The sequence below is a fragment of the Pseudomonas sp. NPDC077408 genome (assembly GCF_050269105.1).
Lineage (GTDB): Bacteria > Pseudomonadota > Gammaproteobacteria > Pseudomonadales > Pseudomonadaceae > Stutzerimonas.
The window spans coordinates 398,655-414,932 of the sequence record NZ_JBNNHS010000003.1 but is presented as its reverse complement, the minus strand read 5'-3'; the positions used below and the strand labels follow the sequence as shown (position 1 = coordinate 414,932).

Sequence of the window (16,278 nt, the reverse complement as noted above, 5' to 3'; positions counted from 1 at the left end):
CACGCAGCACCACTCGGAGCGCTGCAAACCATGAGCACGGCAAAGCTGATTTTCTGTACTGGAGCCGCGCGAGGAGCGGCGTGGAGCTGCGCTGGCCCTACTTGAAACCAGACCCGAACGCTGTGAAATAGTTCTCGCATTTGGGCGGAATACGGAGGGTTGGAACTTTGCCTTAAGGTATCGCCTCGGAAATCTGACTGACGCGAGCCTTTTCAAGCTGAAAGCCGGAGCCAATACCATGCAAGACCTTGCTGAAATCGTGCGGTTTCTTCGTGACAAACAGATGATGTTGACCACTGCGGAATCCTGCACTTGTGGCCTGATGGCCTCCCTGTTAGGCGACATCCCAGGTTGTGGCAAAGCGCTCGACAGCGGATTTGTCGTCTATTCGCCGAAGGCGAAGAACCGTCTGCTGCACGTCAGTTTCGAGACCATCGAAACCTTTGGCCTTACCAGCGAAGAGGTCGCCACCGAAATGGCCATCGGTGCGCTGAACGCCAGCGTCGCCGACATTGCCATTGCAAACACTGGCGTGGCCGACGACAACGAGGAGGACGCCGGTGGCACGCAGTGCTACGCCTACGCACTGATGCAAGGGGAGCGCCAAGTGAGCATCAGCGAAACCGTTCAGTTCGAAGGTGATCGCGTGTCGATTCGTAAGCAGGCGGCTCGCTACGGGCTAGAGCAGTTGCCGAGCAAATACGAGCAGCTGCTGCGTAAACTGCGGGAACACGAATGACTCGAAAAGCACCGCCTTCACGCACCGACACACGACAATTCGTCGCGTAATGCCCTGTATTGCAGCACGGCCGGTGCATCGACACTGCGGTCACACCGGCGGCTGACGCTCGGGCTCGACGTGATCGGGAACTGGGTGTTCGACGCTTGGTTTTCGGCCCACGTTGAGGTCCGCTCGCAGCTGCGGAAGGCAGCCGGGATATTCGCGCTGGATGAATTTGATCAAGGCCTCTCGCAGGTGGCAGCGCAGGTCCCAATTGCGCGATGAGTCCGGTGAACTGACCAGCACCCGGACCTGTATCGACTTTTCACTGCTGTCGGTGACTTGCAGCACGATCACGCGACCGTCCCACAGCTCCGGCACCTCCTGGCACAGCCGACGCAGTTCCTCACGCACGGGCTCCAACGGCAGCGAATAATCAACCCAAAGAAATATCGAGCCGATGATGCTTGAATTACGCCGCGTCCAGTTCTGGAAGGGCTTTTCGATGAAGTATTGAAGCGGCACCACCAGCCGCCGGTCATCCCAGATCCGCACCACTACGTAGGTGCCGGTAATCTCCTCGATTCGCCCCCACTCGTTTTCAACGATCACCACGTCATCCAGGCGAATCGGCTGGGTGATTGCAATCTGTATCCCTGCGATCAGGTTGGCTAGGACCGGGCGAGCGGCGAAGCCAACGGCCAGGCCCGCGAGACCTGCCGACGCGAGCAGGCTAGCGCCGAACTGGCGAGCGCCCGGAAAGGTCATGAGCATTCCCGCGGCACCGATCAAGAGGATGAAGAAGCTCAGTGTCCGCAGTAGCACCCGTGACTGGGTCTGGATCTGCCGTGCGCGCAGGTTATCGCTGACGTCGACGGGGTTTCTCAATCGCACCGCGTGCTCAAGCCCGCGAACCAGCCGCATAGCCAGCCAGGTGAAGCAGGCAATCATGACCAGCGCGGTGAGGCGCCGGGCGAGGCTGATCAGCGCCAGATCGTCGCTGGCCGCCGCCAGCACAGCTTGCAGTCCGAGCAGTGGCAGCAACACGCTGATGGGCTTTTCCAGCTGTTCTGACACGGCCTTGGTGAGCAGAAATCCGCGGCCCAGCCGCAACATCACTGCCGTCAGCACCCGACTGAATACGCTGAGCAAGACCACGACGAAGGCGGACACCAGGATCGTGCGCAACGCCGGTTCGGTGATGTAGTTCTCCCACTGGAGGAGGGGATCTAGAAATTCGATGAGGCCAGCTCCGTTTAATGCACTGCATGAGGGACTGGTGCCCCCATGCAAAGTTCATGGCAGGTGCAGCCAGTCGGGTCCGCGGAACTCCATTGCCTTGCCGTCTCTCACACATATCAGGAGGGCGGCGATGACGCCCTGATGGCTATCCAAACCAGTGGGAGAGAACATATGCAAAGCGCACAGACCGGAAATGATGTTCGCATCGAACGACTGATCGAATGGCTGCGCGACGCGCATGCCATGGAAGCTCAGGCAGAGACCATGCTGAACAAGCAGGCCAGCCGCATCGAGCATTACCCACAGCTGAAGGCGCGGATCGAGCAACACATAACCGAAACGCAGAATCAGGCGAAGCTCATCGAAACTTGCTTGCACCGTTACGACAAGTCCTACTCCGGCTTAAAGGATCTGGGCGGCAAGATGACAGCGATGGGGCAGGCCATGGGTGGCATGATGGTCAACGACGAAATCGTTAAAGGCGCGCAGATGGGCTACGTCTTCGAGAATCTGGAGATCGCCTCATATGAGATTCTGATTGCCGCGGCCAAAGCCGTAGGCGACGCCGAAACAGCCGACATCTGCACGCGCATCCTGGCAGAAGAGGTGGCGATGGCAGAGTGGATGCGCAGCCACCTGGCCGAGCTGACGCAGGCCTACCTGACCCGAGCAGCCGAGCCGCATACCGAAGCGAAGCGCTGATCGATTCGGCCACCCAGGTTGTCGATCAAGGCAATGCCAATTGGTTAGCCTCCGACAACCTTGGCGGCATCATCCGCAGCGACTGGCATGCCACTGCGGGTGGCGTAGAGCTCGAAGCGTAGCTCCTGAGCCAGTCGGACAAGGTTCGCTGCATCCCGACACTGATCGTCGGTGATGCCAAATACGGTTAGTTCCTCACCGCCAGCGGTGTCTTCATAGAGCCGGACGGTGAGATGGCTGTCTTCTTGAGCATGGCAGTCACAGCGGAAGGGGTGGAGATAACCGCGAAGGATGTTCTCTATGGTGAGCAGAGGTAGACGTGTAGCCATGATCCTTCCTCCCATCGATGTCTGCATATGGAAAGGGGCTCGCGCCGAGTCGACGCTGCCTTGTTTTTTCAACATCTACAAACGCTAGCAGGCCCTGCCGAGATGTAAACATCGTTACGTCGCCGCTTGGCAGAAGGTTCGCAGCTCGGACAAATCGATAACGGAGTCGCTGCCATGGCCCTGGATGAGTACAACCGAAAGCGCGACTTCACTGCGACCCCAGAGCCTGATGGCGAAAACGGCACCCGCAAACGCAGCAAGGCTCGTGCGCTTCAGTACTGCATCCAGAAGCACGACGCGACGCGGCTGCATTATGACTTCCGCCTCGAGCTCGACGGGACGCTGAAAAGTTGGGCTGTCCCGAAGGGGCCCTCCCTCGACCCGAAATCGCGCCGTCTGGCCGTGCATGTCGAAGATCATCCGCTTGAGTACGCGACGTTCGAAGGAAGCATTCCGAAAGGTCATTACGGCGCGGGAGATGTAATCGTCTGGGATCGCGGTGTCTGGATTCCCGAGGGCGACCCGCAAGAGGGTTATCGCAAGGGCAAACTGAAGTTCAGTCTCGAAGGTGAAAAGCTGAGCGGCACCTGGAATCTGGTTCGCACGCGCATGGACGGGGGAAAGGAACAATGGTTTCTGATCAAGTCCAACGACGACGCTGCCAGGCCAGAGAGCGAATACGATATCGTCGAAGCGCTGCCAGACAGCGTGCTGAGCGATCGGACCCTGATACCCCGCACGCGTGGTAAAGCCAAACCGGCAGCCGCAGCCAAAGTGGTCAAAACACCCGCCCGTAGACGCAGCCGCAAGGACGCGCCGAACGCGACTTTGACGGGCGCCAAGCAGGCGCCGTTTCCGGAGAGCTTCAAGCCCCAACTCGCGACGTTGGTTGAGTCAGTCCCTGACGGGGATTGGCGCTACGAAATCAAGTTCGACGGTTACCGCATCATGGCTCGTATCGAGTCGGGCAGGGTGCAGCTTTTCACGCGTAACGGTCACGACTGGACGCAGAAGATGCCACAGCAGGCCGAAGCGCTCGCCGGGCTTGGTTTGGAATCGGCCTGGCTGGACGGCGAAGTGGTGGTACCCGACGATGACGGCACGCCGGATTTCCAAGCGCTGCAGAACGCGTTCGAAGCTGGCCGCAGCGGCAGCATCCTCTATTACCTGTTCGATATGCCCTATCTGAATGGCATGGACCTGCGTGAGGTCCCACTGGAGGAGCGCCGAGCAGCCCTGAGTCAGGTGCTGGATGCTGACGAAAGCGAGTTGTTGCGCTTCTCCGCTGATTTCACCGAACAGCCGGAGAGCATGCTCGAGAGCGCTTGCCAGATGAAGCTGGAAGGGCTGATCGGCAAGCGCGGAGGCAGTACCTACGTGTCCCGGCGCAGCAACAGCTGGGTCAAGATCAAGTGCAAGAACCGTCAGGAATTCGTCATCGTCGGCTACACCGACCCGAAAGGTACGCGCAGTGGCTTCGGTGCGCTGCTGCTGGGGCTGCACGACGAACAAGGTCAGCTGATATACGCCGGCAAGGTGGGCACCGGCTTCAACCACGACACTCTGGAGAGCCTGCACGCCAAGCTCAAACCGCACGAAGTCGACAAGAGCCCTTTGGCAAAGGCGCCGCCAGCTGCCAACGTGCGCGGTGCTCATTGGCTCAAGCCTGAGCTGATGTGCGAGGTCGCCTATGCGGAGATGACCCGGCAGGGCGTGGTGCGCCATTCGGTTTTTCATGGCCTGCGTTCGGACAAGCCGGCCAAAGCCATCACCCACGAGCGCCCAGCGAAAACAGCCAAGGCGTCTAGCCCGGAGAAGCCGAAACAACGCAATCCCGCATCAAACACGGCGGGCGGCAAGATCAAGATCTCGAACCCCGAACGCATCATCGACAAGTCGATCGGTGCAACCAAAATGGAGCTGGCACGGTTTTATGCCGAAGTCGCCCCATGGGCGCTGCCGCACCTGGCACAGCGGCCGCTTGCCCTAGTCCGTGCGCCAGAGGGAATCGACGGTGAACTGTTTTTCCAAAAGCACACCGAGAAGCTGAGCATTCCGCATATCACCCAATTGGACACCGCACTGTTTCCCAACCATGCGGCATTGATGACCATCGACACCGCCGAAGCGCTGATCAGCGCGGCGCAGATGGGCACCATCGAGCTGCACACCTGGAATGCCGTGGCGCCGGTGCTCGATCACCCGGATCGCTTCGTGCTCGACCTCGACCCGGACCCTGCGCTGCCTTGGAAGCGCATGGTGGAGGCCACTCAACTCACCCAGACCTTGCTGGACGAACTGGGTCTGCAGTCTTATCTCAAGACCAGTGGTGGCAAAGGCCTGCACGTGATGGTGCCGTTGGAGCCGATCCACAGCTGGACCGAGGTCAAAGCCTTCAGTCAGGCCATAGCGCAGTACATGGCCAAGCTCATGCCGCAGCATTTCTCAGCGGTCAGCGGCCCCAAGAACCGGATCGGCAAAATCTTCATCGACTACCTGCGCAACAGTAAGGGCGCGAGCACCGTCGCCGCCTATTCGGTTCGGGCGCGCGAGGGTCTTGCCGTTTCAGTGCCCATTCACCGCGATGAGCTGGCGGATCTCAAGGGCGCGAATATCTGGACCATTCGAAATCTCATGCCGCGCCTGGAAGAGCAGGGCGAAGACCCCTGGGCGGGGATCGACGAGTCAGGGCAGCAAATCACCGCTGAGATGCGTGAACGGCTAGGCATGAAATAACGAGCCGGGCAGATCGTCGGCTCTCTCGGAACATCCTCAGTCTGGTCAGCTCCAAGTTATGGCCCAAACAAGAGTTTCCCTGATGATTTGCTGTTCCCCTTGCGATTGCCAGCCGAGGCCACTGATGCCTGGGATTCAACTTACCTATCCATCTGTCAGAAGCGACCGCTTCCAACGCGCCGCGGAGTACTGGCATCCATGAAGCTCACCCGTTGGCTGATCGTGCTTTTTTTTGTGGTCGCGACGGCCTGTTTTTTCTGGTTCGATCTTGAACAATACCTGACGCTGGAAATGATCCAGGCGAAGAGTGGGGCGCTGCGAGACCAGGTCCAGGCGCACCCCTGGTGGGCAGGCTCGGTGTTCTTTGCCGCTTACGTAGCGCTGACAGTCATGTCATTCCCGGGTACCGTGGTGCTGACGTTGCTAGCCGGCGCCTTGTTCGGCCTGGTCGGAGGAACCTTGATGGTGTCCTTTGCCAGTAATATCGGTGCGCTGGTTGCGATGCTCATTAGCCGGTTTCTGTTACGTGACTGGATTCAAAAACGGTTCGCCAAACAGATCGCAAGTATCAATCGGGGGCTCGAGCGGGACGGGGCCTTTTACCTTTTCTCGCTGCGGTTGATACCTCTCGTTCCCTTCGTTCTATTGAATCCTGCGCTCGGGCTGACGCGAGTAAGCATGTGGACGTTCTGGTGGACAACTCAGGCAGGCATGCTCCCAGGCCACGCAATATATGTGGGGGCCGGACGCCAGCTGGCGCGTATCCGGGAAATTTCCGACATCCTCTCGCCGAGCTTGATCGGGACGCTGGCTCTGCTAGCCATATTTCCCCTGGCTGCTACCAAGCTGTTAACGCTCTACAAAGCGCGCAAGGTCTACAGCGGTTGGCAGAAGCCGGAAAGCTATGAGTACAACCTGTTGGTCGTCGGTGGCGGGAGCGGGGGGCTTGCCGCTGCTCGAATTGCGGCCTCGATGAAGGCTAGGGTGGCATTGGTTGAACGCGAGCGGCTCGGCGGCGCGGCGCTGCACAGTGGCAGCGTCCCGGCCAGGGCGCTGATGCGGGCAGCCAACATGAATCACGCACTGCGCCAGGGCGGTACGCTGGGCATCCAGATGCACACCGAAGTTGACTTTGCTGAGGTCATGCAACAGGTGCGCCGCACGCTCGACGAGGCACAACGGCAGGTCACGGCTGAATCATGCAAAGCCACCGGTGTTGAGATGATTCGGGGTAGGGCTCAGCTGACTTCACCCTGGTCGGTTCAGATAGGCGATCGCACCCTTTACAGTCGCGCCATCGTTATTGCTACGGGAAGCCAACCCGTCATCCCGCCAATACCGGGTCTGGAGAAGGTCGAGCCGCTGACCTGCGAGAGCATCTGGGATTTGCAGCAACGGCCGGATCGACTGCTGATCATGGGCGGCGAAGCCAATGCCTGTGAACTGGCACAGGCGTTCCAGCGCCTCGGCTGTCAAGTTACGCTGGTCGTTGAGGGCGATATGTTGTTGGCTGCGGCCGAGCCAGAGGCACGCCAAGCTGTTTATGACGCCCTTTGTGCGGATGGGGTTCAGATTCTGCTGCAGGTAGCGCCACAACATGTCGAAGTGGCTGGAAACGAGCGCCGCCTGGTCTGTTTGATCGAGGAGCAACACCATTCCTTGCCGTTTGATGAGGTGTTGCTGGCGTTGGGGCGCCAGGCCCATCTGGATGACCTAGGGCTTGAAGCGCTGGAGCTGAACACTCGTGAAGACGGTAGCCTGGAGGTGGATGAGTACCTGGCTACGCGCTACCCAAACATCTATGCCGTGGGCGCAGTGACCGGTCCGGACAGTTCTTTTCAAAGCGCTACGCACCATGCCTGGTATGCCGCTGCCAATGGCCTTTTTTCCGGATTCCGCCGTTTCATGGTCAGCGACCGGGTGGTCCCGCGCGTGGCTTTTACCTCGCCCGAGATCGCCAGCGTGGGATTGACTGAAGCCCAGGCGAAGTTGGCTGAACTGGAATACGAGGTAACCATGCTCGATCTCAATTCGCTTGAGGCGGCGCAAATGAGCGCTGGCAACAGCGGTTTCCTCAAGGTCCTCACCGAACGCGGGCGCGACCGCATCATCGGCGTCACGCTTGTTGGAGATGGAGCGAGTGAAACGCTCGCCGTGTTCGTGTTGGCGATGAAACATAAACTGGGATTGAACAAACTGCGCCGTACCGTCCACATCAATCCAACCTTGGCTGAGGCCAGCCTCGCGGTTGCGGAGGCCTGGCGGCGCGCGCATACAGCCAAACGTCCACAGACCTGGGCTGCCAGGTTGCATCGTTGGCGATTGGGCGGACAACCCTGAGCAGGATGCTCGACTGTCGTATCTGATGCGGATAACCGATTCGCGGTGCTGCGATGTTCCCAGTTCGACATTCTGCGCCGAGCATTGACGACGCTAAGTGCAGATTGCTTTTCGTGGTATCAACCCACAGCTGCCTAGTTGGCAAAGCCAGTCAGCGGACGGGTGGATATTCTTCAGCGGCGCCTGAACGTGAGTTGAAAGCTGAAAGTGCGTGGCCAAATCAGGAAGCAGCCAAAGCGTGGGCGCAGCTGCTGATGACAGTCAGCTGTATACGGATCGCTAGGTTCGCATAATGTATATTATGTTAAATAGCGTATTAGACAATGCGAGTCATAACACTGCCTTCCGATCCAGCTTCCTTCGCCGCACACGTCTCCTCGTTGGGACAACTTGTGCGGCTCTCCTTTATGAGCTACTGGTTTTCCATGACGACACTGCGTATGTCGTCTGCCAATTGGCGGACGCGTTCTTCACTGGTGTCCCACGAGCACATGAAGCGCGCGCCGCCGACACCGATGAATGTGTAGAACATCCAGCCGCGGCTTCTCAGTGCTTCGAGTGCCAACGGTGGGATGCTGACGAAGACGCCATTGGCCTGCACCGGAAACATCAGTTCTACACCGGGCACGTCGCCGATCAGGCTGGCCAGTAACTGCGCGCAGCTGTTCGCGTGTTTGGCGTATTTCATCCAGGCGCCGCCTTCCAACAGACCTACCCAGGGTGCAGACAGAAAACGCATCTTCGATGCAAGCTGCCCAGCTTGCTTGCAGCGGTATTCGAAATCCTCGGCGAGATCGCGGTTGAAAAACAGGATGGCCTCGCCGACTGCCATGCCATTTTTTGTGCCACCAAAACAGAGCACGTCAACGCCGGTTTTCCAGCTTAGTTCGGCCGGTGACAGTCCGAGAAATGCACAGGCATTGGCAAAGCGTGCACCATCCATATGCAGGTGCAGTCCCAACTCCTTGCAGGTGTCACTGATGGCTCGGAGCTCATCCGGCTGGTAGACGGTACCGATTTCGGTAGCCTGGGTCAGGCTGACGACGCGTGGTTTGGGGTAATGGATGTCCTTGCGTTTCAGGGCTATCTCGCGGATGGCCGCAGGCGTCAGCTTGCCCTGTTCGGTTCGCGCCACCAGCAGCTTGGAGCCATTGGAAAAGAACTCCGGCGCGCCGCATTCATCGGTTTCGATGTGCGCAATGTCGCCGCAGATCACGCTGTGGTAGCTCTGGCACAGCGATGACAAGGCCAGTGAGTTGGCCGCCGTGCCGTTAAAGGCGAAGAACACTTCGCAGTCGGTTTCGAACAGTTGGCGGAAATGGTCAGCCGCACGTGACGTCCATTGATCGTCCCCGTAGGCCCGGTCATGCCCCTGGTTGGCCCGGGCCATCGCCTCCCAGGCTTCCGGACAAATGCCGGAATAGTTGTCACTGGCGAATTGTTGATTGGCGCTGCTCATCAAAGCCTCTCTATGAATACTGCCTAGCTGCTTATTGGCAGGAAAATTACGGTGTAGAGCCCAAGCACGCCAAGCGCAAAGACCGATGCGCCAATCCACAAAACCGACAGTGCATCAGCTCGGATTCGCCCGCTTTTCACACCACTTGCGCTGCGTGTGTAGCGTCGCTGTTGGGTCGTCCAGATGCCCAGTGCAGTGGCTAAGGATAGCGCGACCAACACCGCGACGAAGGCGCCGTGGTAAGGCATCCAGCGCAGAAACAGTGCGCTTACTGTAATCATCGTCAGCAGGGTCCGCCCCCAGGCCAGCGACGTACGTTCGGGTTGCAGACCGGGATCTTCATGCAGCGGTGGCGGCGCTGGTTTGGGCTCCAGACGGCGGCGGAAGGAAATATGCATCGGAGATCGATCAGTTGCGTAATGCGACAAAGGCGATCAGTACCAGCGTCACCAGTGTGCCGCCGATGGACAGGATCGGGATCAACAGTGGAAACGGCAGCGGCCCCTGGTGACGCATCGCACGCTCGATGGTCAGCCAGCGGAAGCAAGCCGTCGAGCTGATGAACATCGCCAGTAACAACAGCGAAATCGATAGGACCTTGCGTATCTCCAGCGGGAAGATTTCGTTTGCAAAGGCCTCGACCGCGACACCACCCGCCAATACCGCCAGGGACGTTCGTATCCAGGCGAGAAAGGTCCGTTCGTTGGCCAGGGTAAAGCGCGGATCGGGTTCCGTTCCGCCAGACAGCAACCTGTGACTCCAGCGACTGCGTTCCATTGTGCTGATGCATCTCCCATAGGAATTTACGTAGGTCATTCAAACAGAAACGATGTCGCGCTGCAGGTTCCGTTGAATGTGCATCGCAGTTCAACGGGTGTGGCGGGCGCCTGGTATCTAGCCTCTGCAGCGCTGTCAGGACGCAGATCAACGACAGTAGGGTGCAGCATGCTAATGTGCTGCGCTCCAAAACAGCTCGGAGATCTCCATGTTGCTTCGCCTGGTAACCCTCGTTGCACTCGGCACGGCATGCCTGTCAGCAACCGCAGCCGATCAGAACCATGCTCATCATCAGATGATGGGTGCACCACTTGAGGCCACTCAAGTGTGGTCGCGCGCCATGCCGCCCACCGCACCCACCGGTGCAGTCTATTTCACGTTACAAAACCCAGGCGATTCACCGGATCGGCTGTTAGGCGTGCACACGCCGCGGGCGAAGAAGGCCGAACTGCATACCCATGTGCACGAAGGCGAGATGATGCGCATGAAGCAGATCGATTCGATCGAGGTGCCTGCCGGTGGCCAGGTCGAGTTCAAGCCAGGCAGCAACCACGTCATGCTCTTCGAACTGAGCGCCCCACTCGTGGCTGGTGAGCGCTTCCCGCTGACCCTCGAATTCGAGCACGCGGGCGAAGTGACCGTTGATGTGTCCATCCAGGACCAGGCCCCAGAGCCAAGCGGACACGAGCACATGCAGCACTGATCGACTATTACGAGATCGCGCTTGGCACAACGGCGACCAGACGAAGTCCGAGCCCGTAACAGGGGCCGATGTTACCGGCCCCCTCTCCTTCTTCTTCCTACCTGTTCCGCTGCGTTCGCGGTTAGCTGCCACTGGATCGGCAAGCGCGCTGCCACCAGCTCCGATTGTTTGATCAGATCCCGGTCGGCGTGCGCATGGTGACGAACTCTTCGGCGGCGGTTGGGTGAATGCCGACCGTATCATCGAAGATTCGTTTGGTTGCGCCGGCCTTAAGCGCAACGGCCAAGCCCTGGATGATTTCACCCGCCTCTGGGCCGGCCATATGGCAGCCCAGGACCTTGTCCGTATCCGCGTCGACCACCAGTTTCATCAGGCTTCGCTCGAGGCTATCGGTCATGGTCTGCTTCATCGGTCGGAACCGGCTTTCGAACAGCACAACCTTGTGGCCTTGTTCGCGCGCTTGTTCTTCGGTCAAACCGACCGTCGCCATGTTAGGCAGGCTGAACACAGCCGTGGCGATGTTGTGGTAATCGACCGGCCGATACTCCTCGGGTTTGAACAGCTGTCGGGCCACCGCCATACCCTCGGCGAGCGCGACGGGCGTCAGCTGGATCCTGCCGATCACGTCCCCGATTGCCAGAATCGAGGGCGTAGATGTGCGGAACTGTTCGTCGATGGCAACGAAGCCGCGCTTGTCCAGCGCCACATCGACGCTCTCCAAGCCCAGGCCGTCGAGCATCGGTCGGCGACCGGTGGCGTAGAAAATGCAATCGGCTTCCAGCGTACGACCGTCTTCAAGCGTGGCGAGCAGCGTTCCGTCTGCCTGTTTGTCGATGCGGGCGATGTCGGCGTTGAACTGGAGATCAAGGCCTTTTTTGATCAGCTCGTCCTTGAGGTGGTCGCGCAGGGCGCCATCGAAACCGCGTAGAAACAATTCGCCTCGATAGAGCAACTTGGTATCGGCTCCGCAGCCGTGGAAGATCGAGGCGAACTCGACAGCGATATAGCCGCCGCCCACCACCAGAACGCGACGTGGCAACGCGTCCAGGTAGAAGGCTTCGTTGGAGGTGATGGCATGCTCGCGACCGGGAATCTCTGGCACGAACGGCCAGCCGCCAGTGGCAATCAGAATGTGCTCGGCGCTGTAGTGCTTGCCGTCGACCTCTACGGTATGGGCGTCGACCAGGCGTGCATGGGCCTGTAGTAGCGTGACGCCGCTGTCAGTTAGCAGGTTCTTGTATATGCCGTTGAGGCGCTGGATCTCGCGATCCTTGTTGGCTATGAGCGAAGCCCAATCGAACCTGGCGCCGTCGATGGTCCAGCCGTAGCCTTCGGCTTCGTGGATGTCTTCGGCATAGTGGGCGCCATAGACCAGCAATTTCTTCGGCACACAGCCGACGTTTACGCAGGTGCCGCCCAGGTAACGGCTTTCGGCTACCGCCACGCGGGCGCCATAGCCAGCAGCAAAACGGGCGGCACGGACGCCACCGGAACCCGCGCCGATGACGAATAGATCGAAGTCGTAAGCCATGAACTGTTGTCTCCCTTGTAGATCGCACAGCATAACCCAGGCCGTTGGCCGGATTCATTGGAGGAGCATCGCATGCGCCCTACCCTCACTCATCTCGCGCTGCACGTGCCCGATCTGGACGCCTGCATCGCCTTCTACGAGCAATTCTGCGGGATGCACGTGTTTCACGAGCGCGCTGGAAAAGGATCTCGCATCGTCTGGATGGCCGAGCCAGGAAAGGAGCGCGAGTTTATTTTCGTCATCATGCCGGGTGGGCAGGATCGTGCACTGGCCGACAACGACTACAGCCATTTCGGCTTTGCCCTGGCGAGCCGCGCGGAGGTCGATGCGATTGCAGACAGAGCTCGTCAGGTTGGCTGCCTGATCTGGGAACCCAGGGACGAGCCCTACCCGGTTGGATACTACTGTGGCGTTCGTGATCCGGCCGGTCACTATGTCGAGTTCAGCTACGGTCAGCCGCTCGGCCCAGGCGCCGAAGAAATGCCGGCTCCCTGAAACGCAAAAGCCACCCGAAGGTGGCTTTATGCACAGCGCTGGTGCTTAGAACGCTTTACCGGTCAGGTAGAAGTTCTCGTAGCAGAAGTTGGTCGCTGCGATATAACCCTCGGCGCTACCGCAGTCGAAACGCTGGCCCTTGAACTTGTACGCCAGTACACAACCGTCCTGGGCCTGGCGCATCAGCGCGTCGGTGATCTGGATTTCGCCGCCTTTGCCTGGCTCGGTCTGCTCGATCAAGTCAAAGATATCCGGCGTGAGGATGTAACGGCCGATGATGGCGAGATTGGACGGTGCATCTTCGGGCTTGGGTTTCTCAACCATGTGGCTGACACGGAAAATGTCGTCACGGATCATCTCGCCGGCAATCACGCCATATTTGCTGGTCTCTTCCGGTGGTACTTCCTGGATTGCGACGATCGAGCAGCGGAACTGGTTGTACAGCTTGACCATCTGCGCCAGGACTGGATCACCGTTTAGGTTGATGCACAGGTCGTCCGCCAGAACGACAGCAAAGGGTTCGTCACCAATCAATGGACGACCGCTGAGAATCGCATGGCCCAGGCCTTTCATTTCGACCTGACGGGTATACGAGAAGCTGCACTCATCGATCAGTTTGCGGATACCGACCAGGTACTTTTCCTTGTCGGTGTTGCGGATCTGATGTTCGAGCTCGTAGCTGATGTCGAAGTGGTCTTCCAGGGAGCGCTTACCGCGTCCGGTAACAATCGCAATCTGGCTCAGCCCAGCAGCCAGTGCCTCCTCAACCCCATATTGAATCAGGGGCTTGTTCACTACCGGCAACATCTCCTTGGGCATAGCCTTGGTTGCAGGAAGGAAGCGCGTGCCATATCCGGCCGCAGGAAAAAGGCATTTCTTGATCATGTGAGTCCTTGAAAAGATGAGTCCGATTGATGCACTGCGCCTGGATCGGTCAGCAGCCATACCCTGCATGTCCCGCCAACGGCGACTGACTAGAGGCTACGACCGCCGAAACGGTTCGGGGTTCGACTGCGGCTGGGCAAATTCGGCCATGCCATTAACCTGACGGATGGCTGTTGACATGGCTTAGCCATAGCGTGGCCTGACTAGCAGAAATTGCCAAGCAGCTTAACGAAAAAGATTGCCGCCGCAGTCGTCAAACGCCTCGAGAACGGAGCAGCTCGCGAATGACCTTCCGCTGCCGAATGATCCGATGGAGACCCGCGCAGAGAGATAAGCGTCGCAGTTCGCGCGATGGCTGTCCGAGTTTTATTGATCCACATCAACAGAATTGAAGATTGAATTCCTTTCATCGCGAGCCATGGCTCTGCGTCGTTGAACAGCGACTAGGATGTCGCCGGCCTCGTTAGTGGCACGGTGCCTTCACTCAGCCGTCATTGAAAAACCTTGTAAAGCGAAGGGATTTCCGGCCGATAGGTTAAGGCAGATAAAGCGGCTAAGCCCTGAGCCAGATGGCCCGCAGTGGTCCGTCGCGTCCCCGGCGAAGGTTTCGTTTTCGTGTAGTAGTAGCTAAGGAACAGGATGAACAGCACCTCCCCAGCTCGGCAAATGTCCGTTCAAACAAAAATCAACCTGGCCCTGTTGGTGGTGTTCGCCCTGGTCCTGGCAGCCTCCCTCTTCTATTCGGCGGGTTCAGAGAAACAGCTGATACTCCATGTCGTGGAACAACAGACCAAGGATACGGCTGACTCCTATTTCGACAGTATCAACACCATGATGCTGACCGGCACCATGGGCCAGCGTGAGGTGCTGCGTAACAAGATTCTTGCTCGACCGGGGGTCATCGATGCACGTATCGTCCGCGGCGAGCCGGTAACCAAGCTGTTCGGACCTGGGTTCGAGCATCAGGCCCCCAAGGACGAGCTAGACAGACGAGCGCTTGCCGGCGACGCCACCGTCGAAGTGAGCGATGGTGCGAACGGGCGTGTGCTGACAGTGATCAATCCGATCCATGCGCAACAGGATTACCGCGGCACCAATTGCCTGACCTGCCATCAGGTCCCGCAAAACACAGTGATGGGGGCAGTCCGCATCAGCTATGACCTGTCCGCACTGGACGGCGAGGTGCATCGCAACATTCTGACTTCAGCCGTGATCCAGGCGCTGCTTCTACTGGCGGGTCTGATCATCATGGGCTACATCATCCGCCGGGTGATTATCAGCCGTATCAATGAGATGCGGCACACCATGGAGGCGATGACTGCCGACGAAGACCTCAGCCGTACCGTCGCTGTTCACGCCCAGGATGAAGTCGGCGCCATGGGCACTGCCTTTAACCGCATGATTTTCAAATTCCGTAACAGCCTGGAGGCGGTGGCCGCTGTAACCCACCAGTTGGGAGAGGTGTCGAATCGAGTCTCGAGTGTCGCCGAGAAGACCCAGACTGCAGTCATGGAACAGCGCAGCGAAACCGATATGGTTGCCTCGGCCATGAATGAAATGAGTGCAACCGTTCAGGAGGTGGCGCGGCATGCTAACGAGACCGCGTCTGCATCGAGCGGTGCCGATGAGGAATCGCGAGTTGGCGTCACGCTGGCAACCGAGGCGCTGGATGGTATCGAGGTGTTGATTCAGGACATCGAAAAAGCGGCGCAGGTGATCAAGCAGGTCGAAACGGACAGTGTCAGCATTGGCATGGTATTGAACGTCATCAACGGCATAGCCGAGCAGACCAATCTTCTCGCACTGAATGCTGCCATCGAGGCCGCCCGCGCTGGGGAACAGGGCCGTGGTTTCGCTGTGGTCGCTGATGAGGTGCGCACCCTCGCCTCGCGCACACAGAAGTCCACCGAAGAAATCCAGCGCACCATCGAGCAACTGCAAAACGGTGTGCGTAACGCCGTACAGGCCATGGAAGGGGCGCAGGTTCGGGCTCACTCGGGTTCGGACTGTGTAGCCAAGACCGCACAGAGCCTCACCGTGATCGCGGGTGAAGTGAACACTATCAACGGCATGAACACCCAAATCGCCACAGCGGCCGAAGAGCAGAGCGCGGTTGCCGAAGAGATCAACCGCAACATCACCACGATTAGCACCATTGCTGACACTACCTTGGCTGATGCATCTCAAACCTCGCAGATCAGTGAGGAACTGGTTCAGCTGGCGGCCGAGCTGAATCGTCTGGTTAGCCAGTTCCGGTTGTAATTAAGGGTGACAGGCAACCAAGCACACGCAGCTCGGCTGCTTGGCCTAATATTCCATGTGTTGACCGCTTGGCGCCCGCGCTTTCAGCCTGACCGG

At 58.9% G+C, this 16,278-nt stretch carries 14 protein-coding genes; 7 read left to right on the top strand and 7 right to left on the bottom strand.

Features of this window, described 5'->3' with window-relative positions; translation table 11 throughout:
- Positions 1-238 precede the first annotated feature (238 nt).
- Positions 239-739, top strand: coding sequence for a CinA family protein (locus ACQKEK_RS11185; protein ID WP_046161283.1), 501 nt, complete (start codon positions 239-241; stop codon positions 737-739).
- A 90-nt stretch (positions 740-829) separates the two neighbouring features.
- Here ACQKEK_RS11185 and ACQKEK_RS11180 read toward each other — a convergent pair whose 3' ends face one another.
- Positions 830-1,909 carry a mechanosensitive ion channel family protein gene (locus ACQKEK_RS11180; protein ID WP_499142636.1) on the bottom strand — a complete coding sequence of 360 codons (1,080 nt, stop codon included), beginning with the start codon at positions 1,907-1,909 and terminating at the stop codon, positions 830-832.
- Between the two features lie 225 nt (positions 1,910-2,134).
- Between ACQKEK_RS11180 and ACQKEK_RS11175 the strand changes: the two genes are divergently transcribed.
- Entirely contained in the window at positions 2,135-2,665 is a 531-nt protein-coding gene (locus ACQKEK_RS11175; RefSeq protein ID WP_045427366.1) for a ferritin-like domain-containing protein, read from the top strand.
- A gap of 44 nt (positions 2,666-2,709) precedes the next feature.
- Here ACQKEK_RS11175 and ACQKEK_RS11170 read toward each other — a convergent pair whose 3' ends face one another.
- Positions 2,710-2,994: a DUF1652 domain-containing protein gene (locus tag ACQKEK_RS11170; RefSeq protein ID WP_128121248.1), complete on the bottom strand. Its 285-nt coding sequence runs from the start codon at positions 2,992-2,994 to the stop codon at positions 2,710-2,712.
- Positions 2,995-3,168: 174 nt separating this feature from the next.
- On the opposite strand from ACQKEK_RS11170, the gene ligD reads away from it, so the two are divergent.
- Both ligD and ACQKEK_RS11160 read left to right on the top strand, forming a co-directional pair.
- Complete coding sequence (gene ligD, locus ACQKEK_RS11165) at positions 3,169-5,730, top strand: DNA ligase D (RefSeq protein ID WP_499142635.1); 2,562 nt, start codon at positions 3,169-3,171, stop codon at positions 5,728-5,730.
- A 198-nt stretch (positions 5,731-5,928) separates the two neighbouring features.
- Positions 5,929-8,070 (top strand): dihydrolipoyl dehydrogenase family protein, encoded by a 2,142-nt coding sequence (locus ACQKEK_RS11160; protein ID WP_499142633.1) that lies wholly within the window; start codon positions 5,929-5,931, stop codon positions 8,068-8,070.
- A gap of 412 nt (positions 8,071-8,482) precedes the next feature.
- Here the strand turns inward: ACQKEK_RS11160 and ACQKEK_RS11155 are convergent, their stop codons facing one another.
- The 3 genes from ACQKEK_RS11155 to ACQKEK_RS11145 are packed head-to-tail and all read right to left on the bottom strand — an operon-like array spanning position 8,483 to position 10,306.
- Positions 8,483-9,529 (bottom strand): threonine aldolase family protein, encoded by a 1,047-nt coding sequence (locus tag ACQKEK_RS11155; RefSeq protein ID WP_064482276.1) that lies wholly within the window; start codon positions 9,527-9,529, stop codon positions 8,483-8,485.
- Positions 9,530-9,552: 23 nt separating this feature from the next.
- Entirely contained in the window at positions 9,553-9,927 is a 375-nt protein-coding gene (locus ACQKEK_RS11150; RefSeq protein WP_499142632.1) for a DUF202 domain-containing protein, read from the bottom strand.
- A 10-nt stretch (positions 9,928-9,937) separates the two neighbouring features.
- Entirely contained in the window at positions 9,938-10,306 is a 369-nt protein-coding gene (locus ACQKEK_RS11145) for a YidH family protein (RefSeq protein ID WP_499142631.1), read from the bottom strand.
- Positions 10,307-10,514: 208 nt separating this feature from the next.
- On the opposite strand from ACQKEK_RS11145, the gene ACQKEK_RS11140 reads away from it, so the two are divergent.
- Entirely contained in the window at positions 10,515-11,009 is a 495-nt protein-coding gene (locus ACQKEK_RS11140; protein ID WP_128121989.1) for a copper chaperone PCu(A)C, read from the top strand.
- A 172-nt stretch (positions 11,010-11,181) separates the two neighbouring features.
- On the opposite strand, the gene gorA is transcribed toward ACQKEK_RS11140, so the two are convergent.
- Positions 11,182-12,540: a glutathione-disulfide reductase gene (gorA, locus tag ACQKEK_RS11135; RefSeq protein ID WP_499142630.1), complete on the bottom strand. Its 1,359-nt coding sequence runs from the start codon at positions 12,538-12,540 to the stop codon at positions 11,182-11,184.
- 72 nt (positions 12,541-12,612) lie between these two features.
- Between gorA and ACQKEK_RS11130 the strand changes: the two genes are divergently transcribed.
- Positions 12,613-13,035, top strand: a complete 423-nt coding sequence (locus ACQKEK_RS11130) for a VOC family protein (protein ID WP_128121991.1) — start codon at positions 12,613-12,615, stop codon at positions 13,033-13,035.
- 45 nt (positions 13,036-13,080) lie between these two features.
- Here the strand turns inward: ACQKEK_RS11130 and galU are convergent, their stop codons facing one another.
- The gene (galU, locus tag ACQKEK_RS11125; protein ID WP_045427334.1) at positions 13,081-13,920 is read right to left on the bottom strand and encodes a UTP--glucose-1-phosphate uridylyltransferase GalU; all 840 of its coding nucleotides are present in this window, start codon (positions 13,918-13,920) and stop codon (positions 13,081-13,083) included.
- A 639-nt stretch (positions 13,921-14,559) separates the two neighbouring features.
- On the opposite strand from galU, the gene ACQKEK_RS11120 reads away from it, so the two are divergent.
- A complete protein-coding gene (locus ACQKEK_RS11120; protein ID WP_499142629.1) occupies positions 14,560-16,182 on the top strand; it encodes a methyl-accepting chemotaxis protein in 1,623 nt (540 codons plus the stop codon).
- Positions 16,183-16,278 lie beyond the last annotated feature (96 nt).

Coding starts and splice junctions, on each gene's coding strand:
- ACQKEK_RS11185 (WP_046161283.1), top strand. CDS start 239: ATGCAAGACCTTGCTGAAATCGTGCGGTTTCTTCGTGACAAACAGATG.
- ACQKEK_RS11175 (WP_045427366.1), top strand. CDS start 2,135: ATGCAAAGCGCACAGACCGGAAATGATGTTCGCATCGAACGACTGATC.
- ACQKEK_RS11170 (WP_128121248.1), bottom strand. CDS start 2,994: ATGGCTACACGTCTACCTCTGCTCACCATAGAGAACATCCTTCGCGGT.
- ligD (WP_499142635.1), top strand. CDS start 3,169: ATGGCCCTGGATGAGTACAACCGAAAGCGCGACTTCACTGCGACCCCA.
- ACQKEK_RS11160 (WP_499142633.1), top strand. CDS start 5,929: ATGAAGCTCACCCGTTGGCTGATCGTGCTTTTTTTTGTGGTCGCGACG.
- ACQKEK_RS11155 (WP_064482276.1), bottom strand. CDS start 9,529: ATGAGCAGCGCCAATCAACAATTCGCCAGTGACAACTATTCCGGCATT.
- ACQKEK_RS11150 (WP_499142632.1), bottom strand. CDS start 9,927: ATGCATATTTCCTTCCGCCGCCGTCTGGAGCCCAAACCAGCGCCGCCA.
- ACQKEK_RS11145 (WP_499142631.1), bottom strand. CDS start 10,306: ATGGAACGCAGTCGCTGGAGTCACAGGTTGCTGTCTGGCGGAACGGAA.
- ACQKEK_RS11140 (WP_128121989.1), top strand. CDS start 10,515: ATGTTGCTTCGCCTGGTAACCCTCGTTGCACTCGGCACGGCATGCCTG.
- gorA (WP_499142630.1), bottom strand. CDS start 12,540: ATGGCTTACGACTTCGATCTATTCGTCATCGGCGCGGGTTCCGGTGGC.
- ACQKEK_RS11130 (WP_128121991.1), top strand. CDS start 12,613: ATGCGCCCTACCCTCACTCATCTCGCGCTGCACGTGCCCGATCTGGAC.
- galU (WP_045427334.1), bottom strand. CDS start 13,920: ATGATCAAGAAATGCCTTTTTCCTGCGGCCGGATATGGCACGCGCTTC.
- ACQKEK_RS11120 (WP_499142629.1), top strand. CDS start 14,560: ATGAACAGCACCTCCCCAGCTCGGCAAATGTCCGTTCAAACAAAAATC.